This window comes from Colwellia marinimaniae (genome assembly GCF_002207865.1).
GTDB lineage: Bacteria > Pseudomonadota > Gammaproteobacteria > Enterobacterales > Alteromonadaceae > Colwellia > Colwellia marinimaniae.
Genome location: NZ_BDQM01000005.1, coordinates 124,767 through 138,562, shown reverse-complemented (window position 1 = coordinate 138,562; position 13,796 = coordinate 124,767). Strand labels below are relative to the sequence as shown.

10 protein-coding genes are annotated in these 13,796 nt (G+C 39.5%); 4 read left to right on the top strand and 6 right to left on the bottom strand.

Annotated features, from left to right (window positions below; genetic code table 11):
- Positions 1-60: 60 nt before the first annotated feature.
- Together MTCD1_RS05025 and MTCD1_RS05020 are read right to left on the bottom strand one after the other, a co-directional pair.
- Complete coding sequence (locus MTCD1_RS05025; protein WP_057181653.1) at positions 61-387, bottom strand: hypothetical protein; 327 nt, start codon at positions 385-387, stop codon at positions 61-63.
- A gap of 157 nt (positions 388-544) precedes the next feature.
- Complete coding sequence (locus tag MTCD1_RS05020) at positions 545-1,843, bottom strand: CinA family nicotinamide mononucleotide deamidase-related protein (protein ID WP_057181652.1); 1,299 nt, start codon at positions 1,841-1,843, stop codon at positions 545-547.
- A 679-nt stretch (positions 1,844-2,522) separates the two neighbouring features.
- Between MTCD1_RS05020 and MTCD1_RS05015 the strand changes: the two genes are divergently transcribed.
- Positions 2,523-2,912 (top strand): hypothetical protein, encoded by a 390-nt coding sequence (locus MTCD1_RS05015; protein WP_057181651.1) that lies wholly within the window; start codon positions 2,523-2,525, stop codon positions 2,910-2,912.
- 63 nt (positions 2,913-2,975) lie between these two features.
- The gene (gene dapA / locus MTCD1_RS05010; RefSeq protein WP_057181650.1) at positions 2,976-3,896 is read left to right on the top strand and encodes a 4-hydroxy-tetrahydrodipicolinate synthase; all 921 of its coding nucleotides are present in this window, start codon (positions 2,976-2,978) and stop codon (positions 3,894-3,896) included.
- Positions 3,897-3,991: 95 nt separating this feature from the next.
- Here dapA and MTCD1_RS05005 read toward each other — a convergent pair whose 3' ends face one another.
- Positions 3,992-4,972 (bottom strand): RluA family pseudouridine synthase, encoded by a 981-nt coding sequence (locus MTCD1_RS05005; RefSeq protein WP_057181649.1) that lies wholly within the window; start codon positions 4,970-4,972, stop codon positions 3,992-3,994.
- 485 nt (positions 4,973-5,457) lie between these two features.
- On the opposite strand from MTCD1_RS05005, the gene MTCD1_RS05000 reads away from it, so the two are divergent.
- Entirely contained in the window at positions 5,458-5,673 is a 216-nt protein-coding gene (locus tag MTCD1_RS05000; RefSeq protein WP_057181648.1) for a hypothetical protein, read from the top strand.
- Between the two features lie 96 nt (positions 5,674-5,769).
- Here MTCD1_RS05000 and MTCD1_RS04995 read toward each other — a convergent pair whose 3' ends face one another.
- Both MTCD1_RS04995 and purL read right to left on the bottom strand, forming a co-directional pair.
- Positions 5,770-6,354 (bottom strand): hypothetical protein, encoded by a 585-nt coding sequence (locus MTCD1_RS04995; RefSeq protein ID WP_057181647.1) that lies wholly within the window; start codon positions 6,352-6,354, stop codon positions 5,770-5,772.
- A 446-nt stretch (positions 6,355-6,800) separates the two neighbouring features.
- On the bottom strand, positions 6,801-10,793 hold the full coding sequence (gene purL / locus MTCD1_RS04990; RefSeq protein WP_057181723.1) for a phosphoribosylformylglycinamidine synthase: 3,993 nt from the start codon (positions 10,791-10,793) through the stop codon (positions 6,801-6,803).
- 208 nt (positions 10,794-11,001) lie between these two features.
- Between purL and mltF the strand changes: the two genes are divergently transcribed.
- Positions 11,002-12,546 carry a membrane-bound lytic murein transglycosylase MltF gene (gene mltF, locus MTCD1_RS04985; protein ID WP_231733061.1) on the top strand — a complete coding sequence of 515 codons (1,545 nt, stop codon included), beginning with the start codon at positions 11,002-11,004 and terminating at the stop codon, positions 12,544-12,546.
- Between the two features lie 902 nt (positions 12,547-13,448).
- Here the strand turns inward: mltF and MTCD1_RS04980 are convergent.
- The gene (locus MTCD1_RS04980) at positions 13,449-13,796 is read right to left on the bottom strand and encodes an FHA domain-containing protein (protein ID WP_057181646.1); all 348 of its coding nucleotides are present in this window, start codon (positions 13,794-13,796) and stop codon (positions 13,449-13,451) included.

The following is a 13,796-nucleotide window of genomic DNA, read 5'->3' as shown; positions in this document are numbered from 1 at the left end:
TTGTTATTTTATAATTATTATGTTTTCTCTGCTCGCAAGCTGGCTTGAGATATACTTAACCTATATATAATGGCTTTGATGAATTTTAATAAAGCTAGTGGTACCTTCTTTAGAATAGTCAATTTTATACTCTACACCATCAAGCGCTTGGATGAATAAGAGTGTTTTCTCTTCACCAAAAATTTCGGTAGATGCAATATTAATAATGTCTTGATACGCTTTTTTAGCAATAGATCGTTTCGCAGGTACTTCACCCTTATAAATACCAATGCCACGATGGCTAACAATGACAACCAACTTCTCACCATTCATAATAAGTAAGTCGAACTTCTTTATCTTGTGAATAATGGTATTTCGGCCACTGGTTATAAAATTTTTCTCTATCACAATAGGCTCCTGATATTCATGTGTTATTTCTTTTTATACTTTGTCTTAATATATAAATTTTTAATACACTAAGCAATGATTAAGCGATGACTTATCCGCAGGGTTATATTGATTCTAGTTTATATCTTGTTAGGGTTTTGTCTATCATTATTGCCCTTTACTGAGGAGGAAAAGCTCTTTCGGCAATATAGTTTGGTATAGTCGTTAAATTTTGTTGGTATCTACGGAGTAAGTCTAGCCCTATTGCCGCGACAAATTGTTGAAATTGACGTCTTTTATAAGGTAATTGTAAACATTGAGTTTTGATATCTCCCAGGCGACCCCAAGCAAACCAAACGGTACCCACAGGTTTATCTTTACTGCCGCCATTGGGTCCGGCAATTCCGGATACCGCGATGGCAATATCCGCCTTAGATTTTAATAATGCACCTTGCGCCATGGCGATCACCACAGCCTCACTTACCGCACCTTCTTGCGCTAAAACACTTGCGGGAACATCTAACATAGCTGTTTTCATTTCGTTGCTATACGTGACAAAGCCGGCCTCAAAGCTGCTCGATGAGCCACTGATCTCGGTTAATTTACTGGCAATGAGACCGCCAGTACATGACTCGGCCGTGGTGACTTTTATATTGTGCTGTTGTAATTGATTCAGCAGGTGTTCCGCCAGTGATTTTGGCTTACCTTGCACCTCAGCGATTAAATGGTCGCCAAGCACCTTGACTAATTTCTTTTGCCAGAGTGATTTTAATGCCAAACCTTGCTTGGTATTTGTAGTTAGCTTTATTTCAAGTAAGGGCATACCCGCACGAAAGCCCAGTTCTATTTCTGTCGGCCAATTGGGCAGTTGCTCATCAATTGCTTTTTGCAAACTTGACTCACCTAGACCAAAAACCTGCAAACGAGTGACCTCAGTGATTAAATCACTCGGTATTTTTTTAGCGATAAGCGGCACTATTTGCTCTATTAACATGGCTTTTAGCTCATGGGGAACTCCGGGGGTACAGTAAATGTCACAATCTTTATAACGCACGTAAAAACCAACGGCACTGCCACGGCTGTTGGCTATTATTTGGCAGCCTTTAGGTAATATGGCTTGTTTGAGGTTAGGGGCATTTAATTCTGTCCCGCGTTGCAGGCACCAGTGGGTTAAATGACTCAGCGCTTGTGGGTGTTGACTTAACTCTACCCCTAGAGCAAGCGCTAAAGCTTGCGCCGTTAAATCATCCACCGTTGGCCCTAAACCGCCATTAATTATTAATAGGTCACTAGTGCTTGCCATGTAGGTGATTTCACTGACCAGTAGTGCCAAATCATCAGCAACGGTTACCTTACGGTTAACTTTAAGTCCAAGTTCTTTTAGTATTTGTGCCATCATGGCGGAGTTACTGTCAACAATATCTCCGGTCATCAACTCATTACCGGTTAATAATAACTGTACATTCGGGGCTGACATGGTTCATCTATCCTTAAGGTATTTATTTGTCGATAAATTTAAACCTTTTTCTCTAAAGTTACATCATAATTTTTTTATGAAGTTAAAAAATATAAAATATAGGGCATAAGCAATGAGTGATGTAATTTAAAACTGGCTAAAGAGCTTAGTGCTTTTCACCGTGCTTAATTTGTCTTGTCAGCCTAGTTGTCATGGTCAGTAAAAATCAGGGCTGAAATTACCCTCGTCCTTCTCGGTAACAAGGTAAAGTATTTAGCTTACATAACCCTAATGGCACAGTGACAATCAACCGTTGGTAATGACGTATCATTAAAGTAGTGGCCAATATTAGCACTGATACTTTGCCTGGCAGTATTGACAGCGCTTTTGCTTTAACAACTAAAAATAATAGTTTGTCTATATTAAAAAAAAATTGTACCGTTATCATGGTGAGCATACGATCCCGAAAGGCAGTGTTAACCGCTTAGTAAACAGCGTTATTGATTTTGACAAGGAAGCTACATGGAGCTAGCTTATTAGAGAATGCCGGAGCTATTCTGCTGAATAACCATTCTATTCATCAATAGCTTGCTGCTAACGTCTTTAAAATATAGCTAAGCGATCACTTTCTTATACGGATTGGTATAACTAATAATTTAAAATTATAATTCCACATAGCAAAATTTAAGGGCAATACCTAGTGAGTAAAAAAACCTATGCAAGAGCGTTACTCTTTGGTCGCTGGTATCGAAGTGATATTGATGAGCAAGGCCATGAAACCGTTGAGTATGCTGAGCTTAGTAGTGATGGCAGTTTTGAATTTACCTTTATTACTCTGGATGTTAATGGCGTAATTATTGAGCAAGTTACCGAGCTTGGTGATTGGGGCTTAGTGGCTGATATTCACTTTACCGTAACAAAAAACGAACTGATTAATGATAAAATCTATGCCGCAGATTTAAATAATGATGATAATTATCAAGTGTATAAGGTGTTATCCTTGGATCATAAAAAATTTCATTATCAACATAGATTAACCAATGAAGAATATATCATGACACGGGTTGTTGATAACACCGGTCATTGTTAGACTAATGGTAAGAATTTACTGATTTACCTTAATTAGAATCAAATAAAAAATTAGAGATAGTTAATGAAGCGATTAAAAGCAGCAAGTTTAATTACCGCAATAAAAACGCCCTACACTGAAAAAGGGGAAGTTTGTTTAAAAAGTTACGATTTCTTAATACAGCAGCAAATCGCGGCCGGTGTTGATGGTATTGTGGTCGGTGGTACTACCGGGGAAGGGCACTTACTTAGCTGGGAAGAGCACTTAATGCTAATTGCTCATTGTGTGCATAACTTTGGCGATAAATTAATTATTGTGGGTAATACCGGTAGTAATAATACCCGTGAAGCAATAAAAGCCACCGAATATGGTTTTGCTATAGGTATGGATGCCGCACTACAGATAAACCCATACTATGGTCGTACTTCGCTTAAAGGGGTAATTGAGCACTTAAAAATAGTACTCGATATAGGTCCTGCTTTTATTTATAACGTTCCAGGTAGAACGGGACAAGACTTAACCCCAGAATTCATTGAGCCTTTAGCCTCGCATAAAAACTTTATTGGTGTGAAAGAATGTGCCGGTAACGAACGCATTGCCTATTATGAAAAACAAGGTATTGCTTGTTGGTCCGGTAATGATGATGAAAGTTATGCTGGCCGTCATGAATATGGCTCACATGGCGTGATTTCAGTTACTTCAAATATTATCCCCGGCATTATGCGCCAGTTAATGGATAAAGAAAATTTAACACAAACCACACAACTTAATGAACAAGTAGCCGATTTAATGGCCTGGCTATTTTGTGAGCCTAACCCTATTGCCATTAATACTGCGTTAATGATGACAGATGCGGTGCCTAAAAACATTCGTTTACCTTATCAAGCACTGACACTAGAACAACGTCAGCAAGGTTTAAAGATTTTAACTGCGATTGCCAGTAAAGAGTTGGTTGGTAATAGCTTATCTCTACTTGAAGATGCTGACTTTAACTATTGTATTTAGCGGCACTATGCTAGCAATATTATTTTAGCTAGAGTATTTTCGCTATAACCAATTAGCCTAGCTACTTTATCCGGCTGATTGATAGCGATATAACATTAAAGCCTCGGTGATAACTGAGGCTTTAATGTTTCTGGCAACTCAAAATATCGCTCTTTTTTAGTGGCTGTTCCAGCACTTACTGATGTTATCTTAGGGGTGAGCGGGCAAGAGAAGCGTAAGCTAACCGCACATAGCTGTAAATCACATGGCTCACTTTCATCGGCTATGCCATGTAATCTATCACCGACCACAGGCAGGCCAATACTTGCCGCATGTAGTCTGATTTGATGCTTTCTACCACTGTCTATTTTGACTTTTATTAATGAGCGATCGGCATAGCTATCATAGGCCAAGCAAGTAAAGGTACTGCGGGCACTCTTGCCATCAATGTCAGCGGTAATAACTTCTGGTTGTGGTCTTTTACTGTGATCACCATGAACAATAATATGATAATTTTTCTCTAACTGGTGTTGCTCAAACATTGCTGACAGCGCCCGTGCCGCTTTTTTACTGTGTGCTATTAATATCAAGCCAGTCGCCGCTCTATCTAATCGATGGACAATAAAAGCTGGGCGCTCGTTAGGCAAGTTTTGCTGAGCAAAGCGGGCAATGGTGCAATGATCACTCCATTTAGAGCCCTGCGATAACATACCGTAGGGTTTATACCAGACGCTGTAATCAACTAAATCTTCAATGAGTATTGCTGGTGGCACCGGTGTTGACAGCACTGTACTATTGTAATAAAAATGCAGTTCATCACCAGGGAGTAATTGTTTTTTTACTCGGCGTAATCTTTGTGTTTGTTTTTTATTTTTTGCCGGCGTTAACCATAAGGCACCTTTACTAATGGCCTGCTTTAACGCTGCTGTTGATAACGACGTTTGTGGTGAATTACTTTGGCCATCACGATAACTTTCTAATATTGAAATGGCAGTGCCGTTAACGTGCCCATCGACTTTGATATGCCACTCAAACATTTGTTGGTTTTTAGTGGCGGCGTCGTCCTGATTTTCTGAACAGCTATTATCTATAGGCATATTGGCAAGAAGTTGTTAGGGCTTTGCCGTTATTTTACTCGATTTATTGTCGGTGCAAAGCTAAAATAGCGCATTGATAATAATAATCGGCAAATATTGCAGAAAATGACTATGACTATGACTATGAATATGAGCCGTGAGCTAACATGTTGTCCAGAAGAGCAAAGCGGCAATAACGTTTGGCAGATGCAATAAAAGCCGGATGAGCTAATAAGTGAGGGTAAATCGACTGCTCAGTACTATTTTCTGGTCAAGAGTTGTGCCTAACTTCGGTCGGTTATTACTAGCAAACAAGCAAAAATTTTCTTTAACAGCTTGCCCAGCAAAGTAAAAACCAGCCACTATCAGCCGCTGTTTTTCTCAAGTGCCACGCCGTTAAAGGGACAGTTTGATAGCGTTTATTTTGTGGTAATGTTGACTAACTGGGCTATTACTCGCTATAAAATGGTATTATTCTCTACAAATTAAGCGAGTTTAGGACGTATATGAACATAGATATAAAACAATTTTCCGCCTTACAAAAAGCAAGCCAATCATCCTTTTTTGAACAAAAGAAACTGCTTAAACAGGTGATGTTAGGTAAAACCGTATTATGTAAAGTCTGTAAACAACCGTTAAAACTCCATACCCCTGAGCAAGCTGGACCAACAGGCGTACGCTGTGTAAAAGGCTGCACCGATATCTCATTAGACTTTGCCTAGTTTATTGATGGCAATTACCTGATAAAAATTAACTTCAATCAATGTATGTGCAGCAAATGTTGATTTGTCTGCTTGAGGGATCACATTAAGTAAAGTTTAAAATCTTATGCCAAAGTTAATGCCATAAACATTGCCAGACTTGTGTGAGTCACTGGTATCGTAATAGCGTCGAATATAAGGTGTGATTTGGATACTTTCAATGTTAAGTTCAATGCCAAATTCAGGATAAACAGCAAGTACTGGATCATCTGTACAGTTCTCAAATTCCTCTTCGTGACTGGTACAGTGTTGTGTTTTTCCAATAAAAAAACCTAAACCGAGATATGGATTTATTAATTGATCTAAATGTACAAAGGCAAATCCTGAAAAGCCAAGGTAAAGCTCATTACTTTCAAACTCGGTTGTAGTTGTATTACCTTCAGGGTAAAAATGACCATCAGCAGAAAAGTAACTCGTTATTTCAGCTGTTTTAACGTTATTACCACCATTATACAAGGTGCCACTTAGTCTGCCGCCAAACATATCTCCTTTTGCAGATACCGATATTTCGGCACCAGCACGATCTCCTTGAGGTTCATTGAACGCACCAATAGAGAAAGTAGGCTCATCTTGGCTTGCTTGAGATATAGTAGAAAAAGCGAATAAAGCCGTTAACAAATATAATTTAACTAAGTAATGCATAATTCCATTTCCGCACAGATACAATCGCTCAAAAAAGCGAGTGTTTATTATTGAGTGGTTACTTTAATTGGTGCTATTCTCGTTTAAGTTATTGAATTATGCAATAAAAAACTGACTATTCCTTTTAGGGGATTGTCGGTTTTTAGTTTCTCTAATTAAGTGTTGTTCAAATTTAATTAGAGTACCTTGAAGCTGATTGAGTCAAGTTCACGAAGAAAGCACGGAGCTGACAAAGGTCAGTAACTTTGGCGCTTAGGATAACAGGCAATAAAAAACCGACAAATCCTTTATGGGGAATTGTCGGTTTTTAGTTTCTTGCATTTAAGTCTGCTTAAAATTAATCAGAGTCCTTGAAGCTAGTTAAGCTAAGTTAGCGGAAAAAGCACGGAGCTGACGCATGTCAGTGAGTACTTTTGACAATTAAATTAGCTTTAATAGCAAAAAGGTTAGCCAATAAAGGCACGAGCGTTACGGAACATGCGTACCCAAGGTGAATCTTCACCCCAGCTATCTGGATGCCATGAGTTAGCTACTGTTCTAAATACCCGTTCAGGATGTGGCATCATGATGGTGACACGACCATCGGTCGTCGTTAACGCAGTGATACCATCAACTGAGCCGTTCGGGTTGGCAGGGTATGTTTCAGTAACGTCACCGTAGTTATTAACGAAACGCATTGATACTGTGCCTGAGTTGTTGGCAGCATCAATAGCAGTATCAGAGCTAAATTCAGCATAACCTTCACCGTGCGACACAGCGATTGGCATACGTGAACCTGCCATGCCTTTAAATAATACTGACGGACTCTCTTGAATTTCAACTAATGAGAAGCGTGCTTCAAAACGCTCTGATTTGTTTTGTACAAAGTGAGGCCAGTGCTCAGAGCCTGGGATGATGTCTTTTAAGTTTGACAACATTTGACAGCCGTTACACACACCTAAGGTGAAAGTATCTTTACGTTCAAAAAATGTTTTAAACATAGTGCGTGCATCAGCGTTAAATAAGATTGATTTTGCCCAACCTTCACCAGCGCCTAAAACATCACCGTAAGAGAAACCACCACAAGCAACTAAGCCGTTAAAATCCGCTAAATCAGTACGACCTGATAAGATATCCGACATATGTACATCAACGGCAACAAAACCAGCTCTATCAAAAGCCGCCGCCATTTCTACATGAGAGTTAACACCTTGCTCACGTAAAATAGCAATACGTGGATTGGCTATACCATCAGTACTGCTTTGTGCATCTTTGATAATTAAGTCGCTAACAATGTCTTCGTTGATATCAAAAGTAAGCTCAGTATTTAAACCTGGATCTTCAGTATCAAATTTAACATCATGCTCTTGTTGTGCACATTCAGGGTTATCACGCAGTGACTGCATTCTATAAGTCGTTTGTGCCCAAACAGTGCGGTAATAAGTACGAGAGTTTTCTAGGACAACTTCCCCATCACGGCTAAAGCGAATAGTATCTTCGTTGTTCAAATGACCAATGTCAGTACAATAATCGAGAATGCCATGTTCAGCTAAAATTACGTCAATAGCTTCAACATCACTTATCCGTATTTGCATAACTGCGCCAAGCTCTTCATTAAACAAGGTCGCTAAATCATCACTTGCGCCGTTTGATAACTTACTGATATCAATATCAACACCAGTATGACCAGCAAACGCCATTTCAGTAACAGTAGTGAATAAACCACCATCGGAAATATCATGGTAAGCAACTAGCAGTTCAGCACGTACCAGGGCTTGCATGGCATTAAAGAAACCTTTTAATACTGCTGGGCTATCAACATCAGGGGTTTCATTACCTAGCTGTTTGTAAACTTGCGCTAAACATGAACCACCAAGGCGTTTTTTACCTTTAGATAAGTCGATAGCGACTAAACGTGTCTCACCTTTGTCGCTGCGAAGTTCAGGCGTTACTGTTTTACGAATATCTTCAACAACACCAAAAGCGGTGATGATTAATGACATAGGTGAAGTGACAGATTTTTCTACATGAGAAGTTTGACCCTTTTCATCTGTTTTTTCTTCAGTCCACTGGGTACGCATCGACATTGAGTCTTTACCGACCGGAATGGTTAAACCAAGAGCTGGACAAAGTTCTTCACCAATGGCTTTCACCGCTTCATAAAGACCAGCATCTTCACCAGGGTGACCTGCAGGCGACATCCAGTTAGCTGAAAGCTTGATACGGTTTAAATCGCCAATATCAGTACCAGCGATATTCGTTAGAGATTCAGCTACGGCTAAACGAGCAGAAGCGCCAAAGTTTAATAAGGCAACAGGTGTACGCTCACCAAGAGCCATGGCTTCACCATGGTATGAATCAAGGGCAGAAGCGGTAACACCACAATCGGCTACTGGTACTTGCCAAGGGCCAACCATTTGGTCACGGTTAACCATGCCTGTTACGCTTCGATCGCCTATGGTAATAAGGAAGGTTTTTTCAGCAACCGTTGGTAAACTTAAAATACGGTCAGCAGCATCAGTTAAGGTGACATTGCTTAACTCTAATGAATCACCAGCAGCGGTTGCCGTTTTAACGTCTTTAAATATTTTAGGTGTTTTACCTAATAATAGCTCAAGCGGTAAATCAATCGGGGTATTAAGTTTTTCGTTATCGCTAAAATGAGCATCAGTAACGGTTAATTGCAATTCTTCAGTGGCGCGACCAACCACAGCATATGGCGCACGTTCACGTTGACATATTTGTTCAAAAACCGCTAAGTTCTTGTCTGATACGGCAATAACATAACGTTCTTGAGATTCGTTACACCAGATTTCGTGCGGTGCCATGCTACGTTCATCGTTTGGTACGTTACGAAGTTCAAAAACACCACCACGACCGCCATCAGAGACAAGCTCAGGGAAAGCATTTGATAAACCACCAGCACCAACATCATGAATAAAGGCGATAGGATTTTCTTCACCTAATTGCCAACACTTATCGATAACTTCTTGGCAGCGACGTTCCATTTCTGGATTTTCTCTTTGTACTGAAGCAAAGTCTAAACTCTCAGCTGACTGACCTGAAGCCATTGATGAAGCAGCACCACCGCCTAAACCAATGTTCATTGCTGGGCCACCTAAAGCGATTAAGTTAGCGCCAACAATTATTTCACGTTTTTGTACATGTTCATCACGAATATTACCTAAACCACCGGCAAGCATAATTGGCTTGTGGTAACCACGTACTTCTAAACCATTAAAGGAGTTAACTTCTTCTTCATAAGTACGAAAATATCCTAAAATAGCTGGGCGACCAAATTCATTATTAAATGCCGCGCCACCTAATGGGCCTTCCATCATGATGTCGAAAGCAGTAACAATGCGACTTGGCTTGCCAAAATCAGTTTCCCACGGTTGCACAAAGTCAGGAATACGCAAGTTAGATACCGAGAAACCCACTAAACCCGCTTTTGGCTTTGAGCCAATACCCGTTGCGCCCTCATCGCGAATTTCACCGCCTGAGCCTGTAGCAGCACCAGGGTAGGGTGAAATTGCCGTAGGGTGGTTATGCGTTTCAACTTTCATTAATATCTGAATATCTTCATGGTGGTAAGCATAAATATTTGTTTCAGGGTTAGGGAAGAAACGACCGCCTTTATTACCGACCATTACCGCGGCATTATCTTTATAAGCACTCAGTACATAATCAGGGTTGATCTCATGGGTATTACGGATCATTTTAAATAAGGATTTTTCTTGTTTAACGCCGTCTATGGTCCAGTCAGCGTTAAAAATTTTATGACGACAATGCTCAGAGTTTGCTTGAGCAAACATATAAAGCTCAATGTCGTGTGGGTTACGGCCTAACTTAGTGAAATTTTCAAATAAGTAATTCACTTCATCAGGGGCTAAGGCCAAGCCTAACTCTATATTCGCTTGAACTAATGCATTTTTACCGCCGTTTTCAATATCAATGACGGTTAATTCACCCGGTTCACTGCTCGAAAATAACGTGCTTGCCTCGGCGAAATCATTAAAAACACTTTCCATCATGCGGTCGTGCAGTAAAGCGTTTAATTGCACTTCTTGCTCTGTAGTTAATGGCACATCATTTTTTAATGAGACGTAATAAGCAATGCCGCGTTCTAAGCGAACAACTTTATTCAAGCCACAGTTGTGAGCTATGTCGGTAGATTTTGATGACCAAGGAGAAATAGTGCCTGGACGAGGTGTCACTAATAAAAATAAGCCTGTTGGTTGATGTTCCTCAATTTTTGGGCCGTAGTTAAGTAATTGCTGTAAAACATTCTCTTCACTGGCACTTAATTCTTGATTAAGTTGGGCGAAATGGGCAAATTCAGCATAAATATCATTTACAGGCAGTTGTAACTGTTCACATTGAGCTAACAGTTTTTTAACTCTGAATTCAGAAAGTGCTGGAGCGCCACGAAGGTTTTTAATTAACGTCGTCTTAGGCATCGTCATAAGGTAAGTCACCAAGTTTTATGTAGGGCTTTGATCGGCTTTTACTTGTTAAATTTATACAGTGAAAGCAAACCGAAAATTTCGCGCGTATTATAGTTGAAATTAACGCTTTTGTTAATGGAAAAAGTCAAGTAAAAACTTAACACTAGTGTCAAGTAAAAAGTACTTGGCTAATAGCACAATACACGACACAATTGAGCTTATGACTAAATATTTAACTGTTTCAATAAAAGCTAAGCTCATTACTCGGTTAGAGAGTAAGTTAGTAACTAAGTTTGCCTCTTTACTCTTGGTTATTTTTGCCACTAGCTTCTTAAGTGCCTGTGATAAAAAAAATGACAGTGCCAGTTTATCGCGTATTTTGCACCGAGGTTATATTAATGTCGGCACTTTTTTTGGTCCGACAAACTATTACACCACAGCCAATGGTTTTGCCGGTTTTGAATATGAATTAGCAAAAAAGTATGCACAATCGCTTAATGTTGAATTGCGCATCATTCCAAGTTATAGCTTGGATGAGCTTTTTATTAAGTTAAATACCGGTGAAGTTGATTTGTTGGCTGCAAGTCTATCGATAACTGAAAAACGCCGGCAACGTTTTCGATTTGCGCCAAGTTATGAAACCATCAGCCAGAAGTTAGTGTTCAAGCAAGGTAATGTAAGACCGAGAGAAGTGGCCGACTTAACGGGTAAGTTGATGGTTACGACTGGGTCAAGCTATGTGGAAAATTTGGAAAAGTTAAAAAAAACACACAGTGAGCTCACTTGGCAAGAGACCATAGATTTTGATAGCGAAGAGTTACTGGCGAAAGTACTCAGTGGTGAAATAGATTATACCGTTATTGACAGTAATAATTTAGCCATTAACCGCAGTTATTACCCTGAGATAAGTATTGGCTTTAGTATTAAACAACCAGAGCCTTTAGCTTGGATGGTCAGTGAGAATAGTCATGATGATATTTTAGCAAGCTTGGTTGAGTTTTTTGGTAAGGTGCATCACGACGGTACTTTACTGGCGCTAGATGACAAGTATTATGGCCATATTGAACAGTTTAACTATGTTGAAACTCGAACCTTTATTAAAGCGGTAGCAAGTACGTTACCTAAATATCAACGGCTATTTGAGAAGTATGCGCAAGAGCTTGATTGGCGTTTATTGGCGGCCATTAGTTACCAAGAATCACACTGGAATCCAACCGCACGTTCATATACTGGGGTTCGCGGCATGATGATGTTGACGTTAGCAACCGCGAAACAAATGGGTATAAAAAGTCGTTTAGATACCGAACAAAGTATTCGGGGTGGGGCAAAATACTTTAAGCGTATGATAGCTATGATGCCTGATAGAATACCGAGTCCAGATCGTATTTGGTTTGCCCTTGCTTCTTATAATATTGGTTTTGGTCATTTAAACGATGCTAGAATTATTACCCAGCGCCAAGGTGGCGATCCAGATCGCTGGGTAGAGGTGAAAACTCGTTTACCATTATTACAGCAGAAAAAATATTACAAAAATACTAAACATGGTTATGCGCGTGGTGAAGAGCCAGTGCATTACGTTGACAATATTCGTCGCTATTATGACACCTTAAGCTGGTTAGATAATAAAGCTAAGGAGCAAGCTTTAGCTTTAGAGCAACAGCAAGAAGAATACTTATCAGGAGAAAACCCGCTTGCTGACGGTGAAGCTTTGCCAATACCGTTAGCCACTAAGGTTAAAGAAGCCGAAAAAGAGACGCTACAATAAAAGTCACTGCTGCAACTTCGCTACCTTAGCTAAAGCCTGCACTATAATCATCTTCAACAGCAGAGAGCGGTGAATTAATCACTTTCTTCTTAGTTCTACTCTTCACCTGGTTTCAAATGCCTTATTGCCGCATGCCTTAATAAAAAAGAGCTTTTCTTGTCGCCATCATTTATGTAAAAGTGGCAAGAATTCGCTTGCTAAAGACATGACATCCTTGTGATTATACTGTCATAAAAGTGACATTTTAGTAGGCTATAGTAGACACAATTCTAACGCTGCTCTTATTGAGAATGATAAAATGAAAAGACCATTTAAAAGTAATCAACGTAGAAAACAGCTAAGTCGCCAGCATGATAATATGACCTCGCGCCGACAGTCTTATTTTAACCTAGTAATGAATGAATTCATTGAATCGCAAGGCAAAAATTTGCTTAGCAAGTGATCCCCCTTAACTCGCCAATAATAATGGCGTTTTTATCGAGTTTCATTACATGAGTTTTATTGCTTATCAATCAATTGGCGTGGTTTAAATTCTAAGCGTATGTGATAACTGTCTGATCTTTGTACTAGCTAATAATGGCGGCTTCATCGAGTTTCATTACATGAGTTTTATTGCTTATCAATCAATTGGCGTGGTTTAAATTCTAAGCGTATGTGATAACTGTCTGATCTTTGTACTAGCTAATAATGGCGGCTTCATCGAGTTTCATTACATGAGTTTTATTGCTTATCAATCAATTGGCGTGGTTTAAATTCTAAGCGTATGTGATAACTGTCTGATTTTTGTACTAGCTAATAATAATGGCGGTTTCATCGAGTTTCATTACATGAGTTTTATTGCTTATCAATCAATTGGCGTGGTTTTAATCCTAAGCGTATGTGATAACTGTCTGATTTTTGTACTAGCTAATAATAATGGCGGTTTCATCGAGGGTATTTGATTGTTTATCAATTAACTGAAACTGGTTGAAACCTATGGTGACCATGTCATCATGATTTAATTTTTCACGAGAGATCTTGTTACCATTTAATTCGGTACCATTAGTACTGGCAAGATCTTCAATATAAGTAATCAGTTGGCCATCAATATAGGGGTCTGGCTCGGTAATTAATCGTGCATGTGTTGAACTAACAGCGGCGTCATTAATTTGAATGTCATTACTACTTGCTCGACCTATGAGTAAAACCCCCTCGACTAACTGCCATTTATTAATAATTACATCTTCAACACTTAAGGCTAAATAAGCCAT